General features: G+C 37.7%; 14 protein-coding genes and 1 pseudogene. 6 read left to right on the plus strand and 9 right to left on the minus strand.

Annotation, left to right across the window (positions count from 1 at the left end; translation table 11 throughout):
* From WCG05_04175 to WCG05_04190, 4 genes are all read right to left on the minus strand, one after another.
* Positions 1-5580, minus strand: a 5580-nt coding sequence (locus WCG05_04175; GenBank protein ID MEI8321189.1) for a DUF637 domain-containing protein, incomplete at its 3' end; no start/stop codon positions are given.
* Positions 5581-5706: 126 nt separating this feature from the next.
* The gene (locus tag WCG05_04180) at positions 5707-5913 is read right to left on the minus strand and encodes a hypothetical protein (GenBank protein MEI8321190.1); all 207 of its coding nucleotides are present in this window, start codon (positions 5911-5913) and stop codon (positions 5707-5709) included.
* The gene (locus WCG05_04185; protein MEI8321191.1) at positions 5903-6334 is read right to left on the minus strand and encodes a hypothetical protein; all 432 of its coding nucleotides are present in this window, start codon (positions 6332-6334) and stop codon (positions 5903-5905) included. Before WCG05_04185 ends, WCG05_04180 begins: the two co-directional genes overlap by 11 nt.
* Before the next feature lie 651 nt (positions 6335-6985).
* Complete coding sequence (locus WCG05_04190) at positions 6986-11458, minus strand: AAA family ATPase (GenBank protein MEI8321192.1); 4473 nt, start codon at positions 11456-11458, stop codon at positions 6986-6988.
* 241 nt (positions 11459-11699) lie between these two features.
* Between WCG05_04190 and WCG05_04195 the strand changes: the two genes are divergently transcribed.
* From WCG05_04195 to WCG05_04205, 3 genes are all read left to right on the plus strand, one after another.
* A complete protein-coding gene (locus WCG05_04195) occupies positions 11700-11969 on the plus strand; it encodes a hypothetical protein (protein ID MEI8321193.1) in 270 nt (89 codons plus the stop codon).
* Positions 11966-12421: a conjugal transfer protein TraD gene (traD, locus tag WCG05_04200; GenBank protein MEI8321194.1), complete on the plus strand. Its 456-nt coding sequence runs from the start codon at positions 11966-11968 to the stop codon at positions 12419-12421. Before WCG05_04195 ends, traD begins: the two co-directional genes overlap by 4 nt.
* 178 nt (positions 12422-12599) lie before the next feature.
* Positions 12600-13643, plus strand: a complete 1044-nt coding sequence (locus WCG05_04205; GenBank protein MEI8321195.1) for a hypothetical protein — start codon at positions 12600-12602, stop codon at positions 13641-13643.
* Positions 13644-14433: 790 nt separating this feature from the next.
* Here the strand turns inward: WCG05_04205 and WCG05_04210 are convergent.
* The 4 genes and pseudogenes from WCG05_04210 to parA all read right to left on the minus strand — a co-directional run bounded on the left by WCG05_04210 (position 14434) and on the right by parA (position 16089).
* A pseudogene (locus WCG05_04210) lies at positions 14434-14766 on the minus strand (replication protein).
* Between the two features lie 135 nt (positions 14767-14901).
* Entirely contained in the window at positions 14902-15099 is a 198-nt protein-coding gene (locus WCG05_04215) for a hypothetical protein (protein MEI8321196.1), read from the minus strand.
* A gap of 94 nt (positions 15100-15193) precedes the next feature.
* Complete coding sequence (locus WCG05_04220) at positions 15194-15445, minus strand: hypothetical protein (GenBank protein MEI8321197.1); 252 nt, start codon at positions 15443-15445, stop codon at positions 15194-15196.
* Positions 15446-15450: 5 nt separating this feature from the next.
* Positions 15451-16089, minus strand: a complete 639-nt coding sequence (gene parA / locus WCG05_04225; protein ID MEI8321198.1) for a ParA family partition ATPase — start codon at positions 16087-16089, stop codon at positions 15451-15453.
* Between the two features lie 493 nt (positions 16090-16582).
* On the opposite strand from parA, the gene WCG05_04230 reads away from it, so the two are divergent.
* A complete protein-coding gene (locus tag WCG05_04230; protein MEI8321199.1) occupies positions 16583-18415 on the plus strand; it encodes a transglutaminase domain-containing protein in 1833 nt (610 codons plus the stop codon).
* Between the two features lie 115 nt (positions 18416-18530).
* Here WCG05_04230 and WCG05_04235 read toward each other — a convergent pair whose 3' ends face one another.
* Entirely contained in the window at positions 18531-18950 is a 420-nt protein-coding gene (locus tag WCG05_04235; GenBank protein MEI8321200.1) for a helix-turn-helix transcriptional regulator, read from the minus strand.
* Positions 18951-19444: 494 nt separating this feature from the next.
* Here WCG05_04235 and WCG05_04240 point away from each other — a divergent pair, with 494 nt between their 5' ends.
* Together WCG05_04240 and WCG05_04245 are read left to right on the plus strand one after the other, a co-directional pair.
* Entirely contained in the window at positions 19445-19750 is a 306-nt protein-coding gene (locus WCG05_04240; GenBank protein ID MEI8321201.1) for a hypothetical protein, read from the plus strand.
* Positions 19750-20307, plus strand: coding sequence for a TraE/TraK family type IV conjugative transfer system protein (locus tag WCG05_04245; GenBank protein MEI8321202.1), 558 nt, complete (start codon positions 19750-19752; stop codon positions 20305-20307). Before WCG05_04240 ends, WCG05_04245 begins: the two co-directional genes overlap by 1 nt.
* Position 20308 lies beyond the last annotated feature (1 nt).

Raw genomic sequence — 20308 nt, forward strand, 5'->3', positions numbered from 1 at the left:
TTGAACCCCCGTCTGCACGGTGCTTGATATAAAATTACGAGTCAGAACCGGAAGATCCTTGATAGAACTATTTAAGGAGGGAGATATTCCTTGCATAACCCCAGCTGTCCCTGCCGCAATGATCATGTTTTGGATAGAATCAGTGGTGGTTAGTCCTTTGACTGTGGACTCTAAATCACCACCCGTTTGTAAGAAACTCACTGCTGCTTGAGAGGCTGCATATCCCATGGCCCCATAAGCCATAGCCGCCCCTATACTACTAGCTCCTGCACCACCCGTTGCAACAGTGACCGCAATAGCCACCATAAGAGCTCCTTCTTTTCCTAAGCCATTAGAATGACTACTCGTTTCTATCCAAGAGCTGAGCACTCGGATTTTCTCTTCTGGAGGTAATCCTGTAATGCGGGTATTGAGATCACTCCATTCCACATTGGTAAATTGAGGTCGTTGATAGATAGATTCCCATTTGTCTACATCCAACACAGTAGGACGTTCTCCTTCTTGACCACTTTTTGTCGTGGTAGATTGAGTCCCAAACGCCCCACTTTGGCTAGACCTAGTGAATCTTTTCATTTCCCCCACAATGGAGGCAAGGCGCATTCCTTCTTTCGTACTATCTGTTACTTTATGGGTTTTGATGGTGGTTCCGTTTATATCAGCAGTTACCGTATTGAAACGAATATTTTGAGATTCTAGGTTAGTTTGAGGAATCTCAGGAATCTCCGTATAACTACTTTGTTCCGCACCCCCAAAAGCCGTATCAGTGAACGAGTTGAGTGTGTGCCTTTTTTTATAAACCTGTGCCCCTGTTTGAAGACGTCCCCCTTCAAAAACCAGATCTCCTGATGGAGCGCGAACGATTCCTTCCAAATCAATGAGCTGACTCACAAGTTCTAGGTTCTCTGAAAAACTTTGAAGTTCTGGCGTGCTCATGACATGGTGATAAAAGGCTTCTTCCGTCGCCCCTGCAGAAAACATCCCCTCAACCACCTTACAAGTTTTTTTATGACAATATTCCCGGGCTTTATAGGCCTGTTTGATCACATACTCAGCAACAATTTTTGAACTGCCCAAAGTGATGTATTTAGAGCCCTGGTTTTCAAAAATCTTGACTGTAATGAACCCTTTTTTTGACCCTAAAACTAAAGATTGTACATACGTGGGAACGATGATGTCTTGACCATCTTCATTCACTCTCTTTTCTTCTAGATCAAGGGTTTGCAGAAGGACCTTCCATCCGTGAAGATTGATATCTCCTCCTACAAGAGTTGCTCCTGTCAGAGTAATGTCTGAATCTTCCGCATCTAATTCAACAATTCCTTCGGGATCTGAACCAAAAATAGCGGGATACCCTGATTCAGTCGTCACATGATGTTCAGTTCTAGTCTCCATTCTCGTAGAATTAGACCAAAATCCTCCATTCGCTTTTCCTTCTGTACTTTTTGTTTGTTCATGAATCTCATGGAAGTGGGTCGTAGAGGCGATTCCTTTCCTGGCCCTTACTTTGAACTTATGTTCTCCTATATTCACTCCGTCCAAGGTAACAGCCCCATCCGTATCAATAATGTACTGACCTTCCCCCTTCTGCACATCACCCTGGGCAATGTTTGCCCCATCGGGACGGCCTAAGGCTGGGTTAATGGTTCCCTTTTTTAAATGAAGAACAGGCACTAAAACTTTTTTGCCCTCTATAATCCTGGGTACGAAATACAGCCCCTCTTCCACCTGATCTGGTCTAATCACAAGAACGTTTTTGTAATAGAGGTCTGAATGGGGATCTTCATTCAGAGTATTTTCTTGGGGTAAGTGAGCAAATGCCCTTCTTTGAAGTGCATCTGGCTCCTTAGCCAAAGCAGACCTATAAGCCGATTTTGTGGCATCAAAGGTAGTCTTCATAGAGGGCACATACCCTGTGTTAAGTTGCTTTTGTAAAATATGAATCATCGCTTGAGAAATCTCATCGGGATGCAAAAGCATTTTGTAGGACTCTAGATCAGGAATTTTTTCTTCCCCCTCAATAATCACGACAGGAATCTTTTGACTCTTGTCCCTTAAAAACTTTGTCTTCAAAACATAGAGGGCATCTTCTGGGGCAATCTCATAAATCTGTTGATTATGAGCCTCTGTTAAATTAGGAAGAACCTCTACAAAATCTGGAAGTTGTTTTATTTCCGGCATTTTTATGTTGCGTTGATCCCCCGCAACTAAAGACTCTTTAGGTTCTAGAGTAATATTCGCTGCATGGATGCCCCCTGAAAGCACTGCCTCATCCACTCCCCTAGCTTCCATTTTCCCGGCACTACTCATGGCTGCAACATGGACTCCCCCACGAGAAGCCTGCTCAGGGTAATCTAATCTCCAGGGGGTATACGTCTTCGTCTTTCCCGTTTTAATGCCACAAATCCGATTAGTAGAAACGGAAACATCAGTCCCTGTTTTTGTAACAGTGCGCACATAGGTTTCCACATAGTTTTGGTTAACAGCTTTACTAGGAAGAAGGGCTGACACTTTTCCATCTGGGCCACTGAATGTATCCAAAAATTCTGTCTTTTGAGCGTCCGGCATTCCCTCGATTAAAATACCGTCGTGCCCATGCAGAAAACTAGCCGCATTCAAGGCATACAGAACGTCTTTGAGCTGAAGTTTTCCTTTTAAAATATTAAAATGAGAGGGGTCAGAGTTAGCAAAATCAATCTGCCAATAGCGATGCGCTACAATGCTGGTATCAATGATTCCCAGCGTGTTGAGGAAATAAGGGACTCTCCATTCAAAATCATCGGGTTGATCTTCTATGGTTAGTGTTCCCGCAAAGTTTAAGAACAAGTTCACTCGTTCCATACTCATCCCCTTAAGAACCTGAACAAGCCCCAGTGTACTTAAAAATTTACCCCCAGAGACACCATCCACATGAAGTTGCCCCCCAACATTGATATAGCAATTGGGTTGGGGTTTGAAAAAGTGATGTGTCCAGTCAAACTTATCTCTCCTAACACCACCATCCTCTAAAATTTCTGTTTCTTCATCTTCAATGCCCCAACCTGTTCGTATATAGGGAGATCTTAAAAATATATCTCCTTGAGATTTCAAACCGCCATAATTAATAATATGTTCTGTAGCCCCTAAATAAATTTCCGGACCTTCAATCATCGATTTGATGACTCCTTCTTGGTTTGTAAAATCAAATCCTAAATCTCTGAACAAAGAAGTTAAATAAGGATTATTTTTTACATTTTTTATGTACGAAAAAGGAAAAAAATTCTCTCTTGATGGATCGACCTGAGTAAAATCTCCCTCATTTGTAATCCTGATCGCATCTATCTGGATTTTTCTCTTCGTCTTTAAAACATTGTTATTGGAAAAATGCTGAATTTCCAAAAATAACTCGTAGGGAATTCCCTCTATAACACTATCATTTAAAATTAAATTTTTATCATCCCTAAAAATCAGAGAGTCACAATTCAAAGTAATCCACGGATCGCGATATCCTAATATGGATGAAACATATACACCTGAACTTGTAACTGGTCTGTTAACAAACTCTAAAACAGGAGCGAAAAAAGTTCCCTTCAAATAAGAAGGAACCATGTTCTTTCCTAGAAACATGATTTTCTCTTGAGATTCGATCCACCCTCCTGAATTCGCTCCGAACAAAGAAACACCAGCTTTTTGTAACGTATTAAAGTCAAGAAACTTTAGGGCACTTTTGGATTTAATTACCCCTCTTTCGTTATTTAGAAAGATAGAACCCTCAGTCAATAGAATATTTTCAGAGGTTATTTTACCATCCATATTGAAAATATTGGAGATTTGGCGTAGATCCAAAGACCCTATTGTAGCAATATTACCTGAGGCGTTATCTAGCTGAGAACCAGAAAGAGTCGCTATGACAGAAGCAGTGATAATGCCTCGAACATTATTAATGTTGCCTTTGGCCTTTAACGCTACATCCTGCCCCATTATGAAAGCCTGATCGCTATTAAAGATATTGCCTTGCTCACTTGTGAGATGAGTTTGAGTTTTTCCTGTAATACGAGCTCTATCATGATTCAAAATACGCCCCTGAACCGTCAAATCAACCATTCCAACAGGGCTTTCTATCCGAGAAAAATCTCCATTTATAATCTCTCCGTTACTAATAATCCGAACTAACTCAGTACCCCTAATAAAAGAACCATTCAAATTCATAAGCGATCCCAACAATTTATCTTGAGTACCGCCTGAAGTTTCTTCTGTCTTACTGTCTTCAGCGCTATCTTGTTTAGAATCTTTTTGCTCTTTCTTCTTATGTAAGCGTTCAGCGTGCGTTTTACCGAAAACATTTACGTTGGAATCTTTATTGACAAGAATGGGTGTAGCCTCTTCTTTCCCCACTTTAATAACAACCTCACGCCCCTCAAAAATAGAGAAGGATTCATTCGAAATCCCATTCGCCTGAAGGTCTAACGCGTTTTCTGCTTTGATTGTCGAATTTGTGTTGTATATCTTTTCTGCTGTAACAGAAATTTCTTGTCCTCTTATAAAAGATCCTTCTATATTGCGTAGGGTTCTAACCTCTAACTCAAGATCTCCTTTACTTCGGATTCTTCCCTGCCTATTCTCAAACATAGCCAGGGGGCCTAGAATAAATAGATCGGCTTCAGAATAAATCTCTCCTCCCTCATTCTTGAAAGACTGATTTCCTAAGAAATTTATAAATAAACTCTCCGCAGACCTTAAAGTTGATCTTAAATTTCTAAAATGCTCTATGCTAAGCGTGACTGTTTTTTCTCCCCGCAAAACACTTCCATTCTTTGCATAATAGGCTTTGCCTTTAAAAGAAAATGGATCTTTCACATAAAAATATGACTGATTCATAAGAAAGTTTAGGGAATCTACCGAAACACTTGTAGAAAAGATATTGCTTGAATCTAATTTCAAAGTTTTTTCAGCTTTAATACTCAACTTTGAGGAAATGATTTCACTCTTATGAGCAAGAGTAACAGAAGGCGCCTCTAAAGTACTTTGAAAGGTTTTAATCAATCCTCGTGACAAGGTAATCTCTAAAGGGCTTTCTAGTGTAAGATTTCTTCCTTTAAAAAGCCCGCCATTAAAAATTTCCCCTTGGATTGTGATAATTTTAGCAAACTGCCCGAACATAAATGAATCTAAATTCTCGTAAGAACGGCTCTGAAAAAAAACATTAGCAACAGAGTTAACAAAATTCGTCCTTAAAATCCCTGGTACAGTAAAAGAAACATCCCTTGTTGTTTCTAAAGAGAAAATTTCCACATTACCCAAATCATCTAAGAAAAAATCTAAATTGAACCCCTGATATTGGCTTACATATCTTTGCTTTCCTTCTTGTTCAAAAAGAATGTTTAGGTCTGATACTAAAAGCGTCTTGCGTCTACAATCATCAAGATTGTAAATTTCTAAGCTCAGACTGTTCGCTCCTCTATTTTTCTGAATCTCTATAGAGATGTGACTGCCAGAGGGATCAAAAGAAGGATTTTTGAAAAACTCCTCCGAAACAGAACCCAACGCTAGGTTGCTCCATAAAAGAATAGGAATAAACATAAACCGAAAAACAAATCTACTCATACACAATCTCCCTAGAAATCAAACTTAATTTATTTTTGTATCTTTTTGTTCGTCAAAAGAAGGAAGAGCTCTTCAAATTATTGATTAAAGCTCTTCCTTCAGCTTAAGTGCTTTTTCCATCAACCGTTATTTAAACAATCTAGCAATGAAATTGGATGGCTTTTTCTTTCCACCACCCCCACCAGTAGATTGTGCTGCAGGAGCGGCTTGCGGCTCAGCAGGAGGAGCAACAGGATTTCTCACCCACTTAATTTCATCAATCGGAATAACAATATCTCCTTCGACACCTTTAGCCTCCCAAGTTTCCTGTGTAGAAGAAAGATTATAGTCCACCCCCTCTTATATAGAACGATTCAATCACACGCTTGGAAACCTTCTGATCATCATCACGTACCCACCTTTCCTCAGTTTCTTTCTTATAATTCTTAACAAATGGTAATGGGTAATTACCAACAAACTCATTCCCTAAATATTTCTTCTGTTTAAACCTGCATACTACCATTCCATCTTCTTCGTATTCATCAAAAGGTTTGTCGGCAACCTCCAGTTTTTCAATCGCTTCTACAAGAGATCTATCACTAGAATCTCCAAGTTGAGGAACTTCTACAGAAGAGATCTCAAATGGATGTGCTGTCAGCTCATTTCCAGGGTTCTCTCTATATTCTAAGGCCGTAGCCAATCCATCGTTAGCCATCACTGCCAAAAAAATAGGCGTTCCAAGCAAAATTTTAGTGATTTTAGTTTGCATTTTCATTTTATTTACCTCATTTCTTTAATGTTTAGACTTAAAAACCATTTTCCCTAAAAAATCAACAGATTTTCCAATAGGAAAGATATTAACTATAAGACAGTCCTTTTTATCCTTTTTATTAAAAACTTTTTCTAGTAGAAAAATCTTTTGTTTTGCTCCTTTTTGAAAGCCGTACGAAAGTAAAAATTGGAATGGTTTTTTATTTAAACCTTCCTAAATCAGATCTACTCTACGTTTTTCAAAACAGAAATAAGCTGGGTGAGTTTTCCCTAACAAAATCCCCCTTAAAAAAAGGACTTTTTTGACAAAGATTCTCCTTGAACAGAAATGTGAAGATCTCCTAGATTGCTTAGTGTGTGGCTAGGTTCATTACCGAAAACGCTAGGTATCCCCATCTGTCGCGCATGCCACACTCTTTATTTTGTTAGGGGGAGACAGATGGCAATAATATGTATCGACCTTCTTCAGGGTCTATTACACCCCCCTCACTCCATTGATGTTTTTCATTTTTTTGGCCAAGACCTTTTTATTCACTACTCTTGTTCTACAGTTCATCCTGGAATGGTAGTCCAGGATGAACTATAGAACAATATGGTTAGGAAAAATAATTATTTTTTGGACTATTTTGATGCAGAAATCAATAATTTGACCAATCTAGATATCCATTCCACCATTCATACTTCTACCAATCTGACTCTGTCTTTGCTCATTAGTTTTCTGAGTTTCTTGCGTCTTCATTTCTTTTTCTTGTTTTAGATAAGCATCCCTGGAGATTCTAAATTCCTTTAGGGATTCATGAACGTAGGACCCAAGGTCTTTGGAAGAAGGAGGTGTTCCTTTATCTAGGATGTGCGTTGATATCTTGTCCATTTCTTGATGAACACAGTATTTAGACACCATGTCAATCAAGGTCCTGTTGTTCCCTGTGGGATTGTGCCCTGCTTCTAAAAGTTTTTCCTCATGTTCCTTACAGTGTCCCTGATAGTTTTTGGCTGCAAGGACAGAGGCTTCTTTGAACGCCTTCAATTGATGAGACGTTGGAACTTGCCCCACCTTTGCTTCAAACATTACCGCTTGTCGAGATAAGAAATGAAGTTGGAGAGGATCTGTAATGCCTTCTTTTTTAAATTGCGTTTCATAGTGATTAATACGATCTGGAACGGCCCCAAACTTTTCTAAGGCCTTTTCCTGCACATGTTGAAGTGTGGCTGGAGAAACTATTGAGGATTTTTCTCGTTCTGCTCCATACAAACGGGATTCAATAGCCGCAATGTATTTGGCTTCAATCTTCACTTTCATCCAAGAGGAAGAAGGATCTTTATCTAAAAGGGTTTGTTCTATGGATGGTACCCGCCGAACATAGTGTTGATTTTGAGCAAATAATACCACTTCGTCTGAGAGTGATTTAGGTGGATTTTCCACACTTATAGAATCTTTCGCGGCTATTGCAGTAATTTCCTTAATTTCTGCTTTATATTTGGTCCATGCTGACCCTAACTTTTCTTTATAAATGTCAGAAACTTTACGTTCATAATCAGCCTCTAAATCCTTTAGAGAAACAACTCTCTGATCTTTTGAAGGATTTTGTTCAACCAAGTCCTTCTGTGTTTCATGCCGCCCTTGAATTGCATCCCGATCCCTAAAAGATTTAACTTTTTCGGGATGGAATTGTTTAAAGGCTTCAAAGACTGCTTCTTTCCCTTTTTGAATAAGAACATCATTAAAATCTCTCCCCTCTTCTTTTGGATAAATTGTGTTCACACTATATCCCTTTTCTTGCAAAATATGTTGGGTTTTTTCGAGTGTTTGATGAGTAATTGAGTTGACTTCGTCGTGGTCCGCACAAATGATGACGTCCTTGATGTCTCCCTCGTAATTCTTGAGGTTAGAGATCCCAAGACCTGCAAGAATCGTTCCTTGAAGTCCAGACTCCTTGAGACTCAGAGCTGTTTCCAGTCCTTCTGCTAAATAAACAGGCCCCTCCCCCTTTTGAACCTCCACAAAGGATCCTTTTAGAAGCCCTTGGCTGCGTTTAACAATAGAGAGATCTGCCTTTTGCCCAGTCTCATCTAAGTAAATTGTTTGATACCCTGTGATGTCTCCTGCCTTGTTCCTCATAAAAGATACAAGAGCTGGCAATTCTGTTTTTGTTTCACTGTTATAGATCTTGTTGATGAACCGAACATCACCAGGCAGAGGACCCTGAATAGATCGATGATCTTGTAGGTATTTTTCTCCAAGAGTCCCTGTCACAGACTGGGTCTTCTCATAAAAAGATTGGGCTTTCTTTACCTTTTCAATATCTTTCAGGTTTCCTGCCATTATTTCTCTGTCTGAGACTGAAGAATCAATAGGTTGAGAAAGCTCTTGTGGCTTGCTCGTGAGGGAATCAGATCCATATCCTAAATAAGAAGCTGCATAAGCTAGAGAATCTTTAAACTCTCCACCCCGCTCTCTCTGAATCAAGGCAAACAGGTTTCCGCCCTCAGAGGTTTTAAAGTCATACCATAGACCTGTTTCCGTATTCACAAAGGTCTTGCCATTCGAAGTCTTAAAACAAAGCTCCGTACGGGTAGAATACTGAGAATCAGGCTTCCCCAGAAGATGAAGGGCAAAGCTCTTCACATTTTTCTTAAGATCTCCTTCAATTCTATCTAAATCGTAAGAATTTGTCTTTTGAGGGGTATATGAAGGAGTCTGCTCATTCTCTAAACTAGATTCACCAACATGTTTGTCTTCCTTCAGTTTTTCTTTTTCCCACCGCTTCAAAGCATCCTGTGAACTTACATGCCCTTCAAAAGCTGTTGACTGAGCAGGGAGATTATAGAAAGAAGCATTAGGGACTCTATCTGTAAAATGCTGAATACCACTACGGACTCTATCCCCAACGGCATAAGCGAGCCGTTGAATGGCAGATTCTTGTGTTTTTCTTTCTCTTTCAATTTCTCTCGCTGTATGGAATTCTAAGGTCGTAATCCGATGATCGCTGCGACTCATTTGAGTAATGAGCTTGTGAGTATCTTTTGTTTCATCTTGAGAAACGTATAAACGAACGTCCTGAGTCTGCCGCGTAAGAGAAACATAGCTCAGATTCTGATTCATCAAAGGACTATGAAGAACATACGCTTCATCTACCGTCTTCCCCTGCCCTTTATAGACCGTTCCAGCATACCCAAGTCTTAATCCTCCATATGTCCTTGGATCAAACCTAAAGGTCTGTCCTCGATCTGTTTCAACCACAAACTCTTGAGGAGAAGCTTTAATGAGGTTTCCAAACTCTCCGTTCGTTAAACCGAGATGCTTATCTCTTTCTGTAAATTGGACCCGATCCCCAACGGCAAAAAGAACTTCCCCTCGCGTTGTCTCACAGAGATATTCTTTAGAGTCTACTTTTCCTGCGGCTTGCATAACTCGTCGAATAGCCTGATTGAGAATATCAACCTCAAGGTTACTATGGGCTAAAATTAACCGTGACTTGGTCTTATCTTCCATAACAGACGCTGTATAAGCCTCTACTAGCTGGGATAAGGATTCTGGCTTGCTGTTAGCCCAATAAATACGTCCCTGGGTCTCTAAGAGGCCTACAGCCTCTTGAACATTGCCTTGGGATAGTTTCTCAGAAACACGTCTTTGCCAATCAACTTCTTGCCGTCTCACCGCAGTCAACTCAACTGCCCCGAACTTCTCCGCAAAAACTTTAAACATGCCTCCTCGCTCAACTGAGCTCAGCTGGCGATCATCACCTGCCAGAATTATCTTACATCCCTTTTGGTGAACAACTTTTAATAACTCCCCAAACGCCCCATGACCAACCATTCCTGCTTCGTCCACAATAAATACAGACCCTGCCTCCACATTTAATCGATTATTCTTATATCGAAACAAAAAATCATGAACCGTAAAGGAAGAATCAAACCCTTGGGCCCTCAAATCCCTCACAACTGTTCCTGTAGGGGCCAATCCAAAAACTTTTTGTCCAGCAGATTCAAAAACTGCCCTTAATCCAGACAACAAATAACTCTTCCCCGTCCCTGCCCTACCCTGGATAACCCGAAGACCATAACGAGAGTCTAAAACATATCTAAAGGCTTCCTCTTGCTCTTTTGAGAACGTACACCTATCCACAATAGATCGAGAATTTTCCTCCTCAACAACAACACCGGAACATCTCTCAATACGCTCTCCCAAACGCATCATCTGTTCTTCTTCAAAGCGCACATCTTTCGTCGTATACAGTCCCGTCAATTCTCCTGTTGATTTATCATGCAGTCGCACTAGATTAGCGTTCCCATAAAGACTCTCTCTCACTTTATCCCTAAGAGATTCTGGCACCTGTTTTTCTAAATATCCCTTAACGTGCTGATCCGTAAACGTAGAAGAAGTTTTCGTTAAAAGTTCTAAAATATTACCTGCATCCAAAGAAGCCTCGATATTTGCAGCTTGTCTCATTTCTCCTCTCGACAATACTTCGCTCATATGGGACCGCATCCGCACAGGACCCAAATGTTCTTGAGGTACAACTCCTATGGTATCTACTCGGACGCTTAAACCCTTCTCTTTAAAATACTCGTTCTGAAGATCTCGCCAAATCTCTCCCCACCGATTAGCCTCTAAAACAAATCCTTTTCTCACGATGCCGTCCAAATCCCGAGCTTTACGAGAATCTAAACTCTCTCCATCAGACCTAAACCGACGCGTTGTAATTAAAAGATGAGCGTGCCAATTTTTATCTTGCTTGTGATGAGGCTCATGAATATCGAACTGAACACCCAATCCCTTCGACGTAAAATTCTGATCAATAAATCGCCGACACAACTCCACACGATCCTCCAAAGTAATTTCTTCGTTATCAGGCAGAGCTAAAACTAGATCCTTCAAAAGTTGACTGTTCTTCCGAGTCTCGAACTTCTCTACTTCATTCCACAACACTGAAGGAGATAAAAACCGAGAAGAAACCCCCTTTGGCAGCATGACTTCAGAATGGATATTCCCTCCTCTTGCTGCAAAAGAATAGGTCTTCCCACTGCGCTCATCTTTAATCTTAGATCTCTGATTATAGGCACTCTTAAGACAAGCATTTCCACTTCCCCTTGAAACATATTCCATTCTTGCAAATTGAATCGCCATTCTAAACCAACAAAACTTTCTTTCTCTACTTTTCTCACATCAACCAAAAACATTAAGTTTCTAATCAATATCTCCAACAGTAGCAGATTCTATCAGATTTCGCAAGCTCATGAAATGAGTTTGCATATTGCGTATACCATTTTTCTTTTCCTACTTATTTTATCTTTGTTGTTGCATTTTTTTAGTTTTTGTTTTATTGTTGGTTTAATAAGGCTTGTCCGGCCGCTTAGAGGAGATAGACATGAAAACTGTAGAGAATAGAAGTAGGAATATGGTGAACAATCCAAATATTATTCACTCACTCTTGGGAGAGATTCTGGTTAAATCTGGGCTTCCAGAAGTGTTTGGTATTCAGGATAAAACGAATAGTCTTAAACACGATCCTGAAGGAATTATGATGCTTGCTGGGTTTCTCAAAGAGGCTGCAGAAGGTGAAATGGGGGATCCTAAAAACATTAATATCTGGAAACAAAAAGGGAAAAACTTTTTTAAGGAACGTCTTGCAAAATGACATCTCTTGAACAAAAGCGCAAAAAAGTAGAACAACAGAGAGTTCGGCTGCAACAGATGGAAGCACTCATCAAACTTAAAGAACGTAAGAAAAAAATATCTCAACAAATTAAGTATGGATCTTTTATTGAAAAAGCTGATCTCTTATCCCTATCTGAAGAGCAGCTCCTAGGTGCCCTCCTCTCTCTAAAGGAATCACTTAAAAATACAAAGACTCTTAAAGACTGGGAAAAAGTTGGCGGAATTTTTATAGAAAAGTCTAAAAAAGAAATTGGTGTTCCTTTAGAGATTTCTTTTACTGATACTCTTTCTAAAGAACTATCTGCTACCCTTAAATCAAAAGGATTTAAATTCAACAGATTTAGAAGTGTTTGGGAAGGTCTGGGAAATTTGGAAGAGTTTTCTATCATTGTAGAGATTAACAATGGAAAAGTGAAAGAAATCTCTAGGTAAAAATCAGACAAACGTAATTGCTTTAAACTACCATATACTGATGATAAATTTCTTTCAAAAAACAAGGTCTAGAAAAACAGAAGAAACAACCCATTTCCTATTTTGTAAAAAAATAACCTATTGAAATGATAAAATAATGGGTTTATGTTCGAACGAGTTTTTAAGATGAGGGGTAAAAATGAGTGTAAATTTTAGAAAAATGATGGTTGTGGGGATAGGAGGGTTTTTTCTGGGATCTGCCTACTGTGCTCACTCCGCTGCTGCCGCAGACTCAACACAAGATCTTCCTGAAGATTTAGAAAAATTGGGGATTTCCAAAAGAGTACACCTTTGTAGATTAACTCCAGCTAAAGAGGGGCATACTCAAAAAAAACTACTAGAATACACAACTCGAGTATCTTTTTCCGGAGAGTTTGTTCTAAATCTCGATGATGACTCCTCTAAGAAGAAAACTCAATTTGTTGCTAATTTAACTGCTGAAGACAAATGGAAAAACCATATGATGGTAAGCAGCTTCAGAGCTGCAGTAGAAGGTAAAAAAACTTTCAATACATACTTAAAAACAGCAGCTTTTGGGGAATTGTTTCATAAGGAAAAAGAGAACGTCATCGTTGATTGGGCTAGCGCAGGATCAACGATTAGTGGCCCAAAACAATGCCATAAGTATTTAAGCCACGTAGGCAATGGTCACTCAGAAGCTCAGTTGGTAGACGATATCACGAGCTTGTGGGTTAAGGATAGTAGTCGGGTTATAAAAATGTTTGTTCCTAAGGAAGAAGAGGTATCTGCATGTGGCCTCAACCTTTACAGTTCTTTTGATGTCTGTGATGTCTGCCTAGATAATTTGATTGGGTTTAGAAAAACCCACCAAAAAGGCCAGGAGAGCATTTCTGAAGCCATAAGAACAAAACTGGGTGATCGTTTTGTAGGTAAGAAAGAAGATGCTTTTGTTCTGCTATATCACTCTCACTACCCTTATAAAGAATCCACCTACTATGCAGAAAATGAAGAGTCTTACTATGATAAGTTTGATTATTCTTACGGGTTTAAGAGTTCAGTCAGAAAAGATGTATTCGTGAATAGTGCTTTTGAAGAAGACCATGTTTTATTCCCTCATAAGGAAAAGACACCCTTGCTCCCTAATATAATATTTGGGCATATTCATAATCTTTCAGGCAAACAAGCTCCGTACAAAGCGGAAAACAAGGAATTTACTTTTTAATAAAAAATTACTTTTTTGGCAAAAACTTTTTCATAAGTTCTGTTACAACAAAGTGCTTAAAATAGCCTGAAGTAAACAATGCTGGATCATTTTCGTCTATAGAGAAGGAGGGATCTTTTTTTTGTCTTTCTTCCACATAAAAGTTTTTATAGTAGTTTAGGTCGTCACCAGAAAGAAAGTCAAAAATCTTTCTGGCAGATTCATAGGGGTCTTTCGTGAATACTCCTCTATCTGCTCTATACTTTCCTTCTAAGATTTTTTCTACGTGTTCTGGTGCAATAACCCAATCTATTCCAGCAGTAAATTTAGCGTCTGTTTCTCCCATCAAATGTTTACTGGAGGTAATTATTGAACAAAATTTTTTCCAGTTTTCTAAATTATGATCAAAGTAAGTTTCTAGCACGTACAGAAGATTTGTTTGTCTAGGACCTCTTAAATAGCTTTTACTCCCCTGCCCTTCTCTGACTGTTTGATCCCAAATATCTACCATATGTTGAGCTAATGGATTGATAACGAAAGGCTGTTGTTTCTCCTGTTCAACGGTCTTCTGGTTTTTGAAAAAGAGGGCTTTGTTATTATTTTGAGAGAACATTTCTTTTTTTCCTAAATCATATTCTTTTATTAACCCCCCTCCCCTCTTTTCTTCTTTCAGAATTGGTTGGGGGAGAGAGGGGGAAGTTTTATTATCTGTAGTAGTCTCTGTATCTATATAAGATGAAGGCATTTTGCACTGATCAATAGTGGAGTTTGCTTTCATCGATAGGGCACTTTGCGCTGATCGATCAGTGCACGATGTTAGGAGCTTGAGTTTCTCATAATCAACCGTATACCATTTTGTTTTATTAAACTTTGAGGAATTAAAATTTTTAGATATTAATAACCCTAGCTTTTCTAAGGCTGTGATTGTCCTTTTTATGGTATCTATTGACCAAAAAGTAAATTGTTCTTGCCATTGCTCATAAGAGTTATAAACCCAGTGTTTTTCTTCTTTGTAGTTTTTATTAATTTTTGGATTTAACCAATAATGAATCTGTTGTAGAACGATAGCTTCGTTAAGTCCTATTTTGGAAGCCAATGACGGTAAAACCATCAATGGAGGTTCGTTAATTAATAAATTGCTCATATCTTGCCCTTTTCAATAAACAAAAGTTTACGAATTGTTATTGATTTCTTGCGAGGATTGAGTATAATGAAGTATCAAATTGATTACACTCTTGCTCTACGCAAGAAATAAGAACCCAGATTTACTCTGGGTTTTTTATTTTCCTTTTACAATCATCTCAATTTTTTCCTTTTCTCTCTTCTCTAATAACAGAAGAGAAGCTTTTATAACCCAGCTAGATCTAGTTACATAAGATTTAGATGCATCCTCATCTATCCTATCGAGTATGTCTCTAGGAAGAGAAAGCTGCACTTTTACTTTTTCTGATTTGTGATCTATGTGTTGCTTAGTCATATATACCTACGTTTTACTATTATAATTACAAAGATAAACATAAAAATGGAGGTTGTCAAGCTTTGTGTTGACGTGTGTGGCCAAGTGTGTAAATTTACTCAGAATCCAGGCTTTTTATAATCATTGCCTCTATAAATTTAGTCATATTTATTCTTTTTTTCACGCAAGATAATTTAAATTCTTCATAGAGTTCATCAGGGATCCTGATGGTTAATTTTCTTAAATTAATGATCGGAGCTTCTTCATTTTTTTGTAGAGGCTTAAACTGTTCATCTGTTCCTCTTTTATCGCTCATGATCCAATCATCAACGTTTTTCATAGATTTAAAAGTAATTTTTTTTGCCATTTTATTTACCTCTCAAAATTTAAAATTTCTTCTCCTAGAGACATCATTTCTTCTTTTGCTTGTTTGTTTGTATCTTGCTCTAGAACAGTCTTCCCTTCTGCCGCAGTATCCGCATAAACGACGCGTTGATGGATAGCCGTTTTCAAGCAAGGTATACTATATTGTGCTAAAGCATCTTGAACATCCCTACCAATAGCGGTTCCATGAATTTTTCTATTGATTAAGAAGGCCGGTTTTATTTTTTTTATCTCAGAAAGTGGGACTGCTACTTCTTTTATGAGGTTAATAATTTCTTCTGCAGCCCAAACATCATATGGAGATGGTTGAACAGGAATTACCACTAAATCACTTGCAACTATAGCTGATCTAGCAACTGCATACACTCGTGGAGGACCATCTATGATCACATGATCATACTCTTTGGCTAAGGTTACTCCATCTTTATGCAAAATTGGTTCTGGCATTCCAACAGTAGTAAAAATAGGGTCTATTTCTCTCATTCTTGCCCAATTTAGAGAGCTTCTTTGTTCGTCAGCGTCAATCACTAATATCTTGAGGCCTTTGCTGGCTAAATAACCAGCAACATTAATTGCGAGAGTAGTCTTTCCTACTCCCCCCTTTTGATTTAAAAAACTAATAATCATGTTTCTCTCCTTATAATATCTAATATAAAGCATTGTTATCGTTTTGTAAAGCCGGCAAACTGTCTTGCCATTAAGCCACCAAACCAGGTTGCCGTTAAGACGGTTTGCTGCTAATTAAATTTTTTGCAGCTTCTAAAAAATATAAAAGCCACTATGCCGGCATGGCGCCAAGACAGCTTTTATAACGATAGTACTTTCTTGTAAAAGTAGAGGTATTATAAAGAAAATATAGAAAAGCCGTCATGCCGGTAAACCAGCTTTTAGTGATTAAATAAAAAAGACAGCAAGATGTCTTGACGGCTTAGCGGCATGCCGTCTTTATTTTATGGCCAGCATGCCGCCATGCTGTCAAAAAATTGCCTTAAAATTTTTTAGATAAATAATATAAAAGCCAGTATGCTGGCATGCCACTAAGACAGCTTTTTTTCTTTATTATCTTTTTTTAACTTTCTGAGATAAAATTTATCTATAAAAAACAATACAGGGGCCTCTTATGAATAAATCAAATATCAAACTTGTCCTTATAACCATAATTTTAATAACTTCCTGTTTTTATGTTTCTGTAGAATCTAGATGGGCTGTATTGGGGGAAGTTCCTTATGTTTGTGATTTTTATGAACAAAGAATTTTAATTGATGAAGAAGGAAAATCTAAATCTGTCACAGAAATTCAATTTAAAATAAACGACTACAGAGAAAATTACGATTGGGAACTATATTTGAGGGAAGGGGGGTCATTTAAACTGCTTGATGGCAAAATAATAAATGGGTTTCGAGAATACAAGATACTTCCTGAATCTATTACAGAAAAGGAAGTTGAGGACGAAGACGATTCTTTTTATAAATGGAAGCTTATCACTATCCCGTTGCCAGATATGCACGATTTATTTCACTCAAAAAATAAAAAATCTTCAAAAATTTATTTGAAATATAGAGTTACTCAAAATCATCCTATTTTGAAAAAAGAAGTTTCACTGAAATATCATTTTGGGAAGGGGGCTTATTGGAAGAAGGGGAGGCTGGTTATAGATTCGAAACTTCCTTTATATCTTGAATATAATGACCCCTCTGGATCTTTATTTATCAAAAAAGAGAAAGAGGATTTGTTTTATAAAGCAACAATAGAACTTTTGAATCCCATTTCTCATGATCTAGTGAATGAAAATGATGAGATGCTTGATCACAGAGACTTAACATGGGTTTCTGTATCTACAATCAAAGACTGGGAGGATTTTGGTAGAAAGATGGCAAAGAAATATGAAAAGGTTATTAAACAACCTTTGCCTCAAAACTTTTACAAAATTCTTGAAGAGACTCAAAAACAGAAAAAAGAAGTTCATCAACTTAATGCTATTCAAAAACACCTTCATGGAGAGCATGGATTTTTGTATGAGGTTACTACTTCTAATTTGAAAAGATCTAGTTTTCCTCAGAATATGAAAAAAATTGCACAATCTAAAAAAGGAGACTGCAAAGATTATAGTGCTTTTATGGTGTCTATTTTGAGACATCTTGGATACAAAGCTAATGTGGCCCTTGTGGAATATGGAGTTTTGAAACCTTCGAAGATCTTTTCTCTTCCCTATGCTGGATCATTTAATCATGTCATCGTAAAGGTCATTGGAAAAACAGGAAAAACTTACTGGAGTGATCCGACTGAGCAATCTTTTAATATGGAGGAGGGGTTTCCGCCAGCTCTTGCAGGTAAAATGGCATTGGTTTTAGACGAAAGAATACCAACCTATGAGCAAATCCCTCAAAACATTCCTGAGCACTGTGTAAAGTTAATAAAAACTGACATAGATGTTCAACAAGATGGCTCTATTAATATAAAAAGTATTCAAACAATTAAAAAACAAGCGATGAATTTACCTTTTCATATTAATTTTTTCCCCCACGAGGTTTCAAAAATCGAAACATTAAATTTATGGGAAAAAAATCCGAAAGAACGTCTCCAAAAGTATGAAGAACAAAATGTGAAAGGAGAACATATCCTTTCTCTGAGCAATCCCTTATTTAGTATACTTTCTCAATACCCTGACGACTCTGTTGGTAATTTGTATGTTTCTGGGCCAATGCAGCTTGAAAAACAGATCCATGTAAAAAACAGAAATATCAAAAACTGTGAAACTTTAAGAAAAAAAATAGATTTCCCTTGGCTTTCTGTTGAAAGACTCTGTGACAATGAAGGGCAGGGGGGTAGAGTTATTGAAACTCTCATCATAAAAACTCAGTTTATTTCTAAAAAAGATCGAGAAACCTTTCAGTATAAAGCTTTAGTAAACTCTATTCAGGGATTGATGAATGAGAACTTAGATTTAACATAACAACAGGGGCTGTCCTAGATAATGTAGAAATATGTTATAAAGGACAACCCCTTCTTTTAAATTCCTAAATCCTATTCTTCAAGATCGACTATATAGAATGAGATAGGTTATTAAATCACAAGTCTTTTTTTGATGAATGCTTTTCAATAACCCAATTTGCAAAATTTTTGTCTAAAGAAGGAGGCGCGAGCTTGAGAGAATAGGAATATATCTCTTCGATAATTTTATCTATTTGAATTTTTGTCAGATAGAGATTTTGTTGCTCTAACAGAGAAGCCACAAGAGATAAAACATTAGAGTACAAAGAAGGGTCCCATTGAGCAGCTAGGGCCTGATGGTCTTCAATAAGATCGGATAAAGAGCAATCTAAGGCTTTTGCAATAGATAGAATCTTTTCTAGGCTAGGGTTCTTTACCCTTCCCGACAGAAAATTGTGAAGAGCAGCATTTTTCAACCCGCCTTTTTTTTCTAAAGCGCGCACGGTCAAATGTTGTTCTATTATTTTTTTTCTAATGTTTTTTATTAAAACGTTCATGTTAATCTAATTAAACTCTCCAAGTTAAATTTATACCACTCGAAGAGTAAAAACAAATATTTGTTAAAAACATATGTAAATATTATTATATTAAATTTTTTTTAGTATAATTAACTATTAATGTGTTGAAAAAGTAAAATTTGTGGGTTATTATTGGAGTAAGTGGAAAAAACAGAGGGATATAAAATTTAAGCATATTGTTTTTTTCATGACTTACGGAGAAGAGCGCATAAAAGTTGTTAACATTTGAAATAACTTAAGCTGAGCATTAGAAAAATTAAAAAATGAGAGAAAAAAATGAATAAACAAGTAACATAAAATAAAGGCCTAAAAATCGTATTCAGACGATTAATAGACCTTTACATGAAGCAGCTGATTGATAAATCAACCAACAAGCAACCCTACTATAAAACTCTTTGATTTATCTTTCCAGTACAAAATGAAAATACCTGGCATGTGTATAACGCATGTCTATTGGAGAAAGAATAAGTTAAGTGAACTTTGCATCAGAAAAAAATCATCGTATTTATCAATTTATGTCAGAGCCTGTGCGGTTTTTGGGATTGACTGTTGGCGAGTTAATTCTGGGAGTTGGGGGCTTTTTTATGGCCCTTCTCAATACAGGCAAATTTTCTTTGCAGGGATTTTTTTTGGGTGGGGGCATTGGCAGCATCATTTTTCTACGACAGCTCAAAAAACAGAAAATTGGGACTAATGTAAGGAGCTTTTTAACACATTATGGAATTTTTCCAGTGCCGAGTGGAACGTGGCCTCGATTTAATCAAAGGAGATATTACTAATGAAATTCTCTCATGCTCAGGCTACCTCTCTACAGACTATAAAACAACGTAATTTTGCCTATCTGGTTAGTTTGGGGCTTTTGGTCTCAAACTTATTTTTGGCTTACAAGGTATTCAATCAGGAAGAAAGATGGGTCTTAATTCCTCAGTTTGATATTCACAATAAAATAGACGTTCAAGGAGATAAATATTCGAAAGTTTATTTGGAACATTGGGCAGGAGGATTGGCACAAGAAATGCTTACGGTGAATCCTTTGAGTGTTGATCGCATGGTTCTCAAGTTTTTGGATCTCTCTTCCCTTAATTTTGGACGCATAAAACCAACTCTTGAATCTCATGCACAGGCTATAAAAGACGATCAATTAACAACAGCTTTTTATGCAAAGGGGTGTGAAGTGAATCAAGGGAAACGAGAAGTGGAGGTTTCTGGCACCTTCATGACATGGTTTGGGAAAGAAAAGCCTCCCATTGTTCAAACAAAGACTTTTGTTGTGGGGTGGGAATTAGGCCCTAAGGGTGTTCTCCTCGTGAGCAAGTTTGAAGAAAAGAAGGAGTAAT

This window comes from Alphaproteobacteria bacterium (assembly GCA_037146715.1).
GTDB lineage: Bacteria > Pseudomonadota > Alphaproteobacteria > UBA7879 > UBA5542 > JBAWWO01.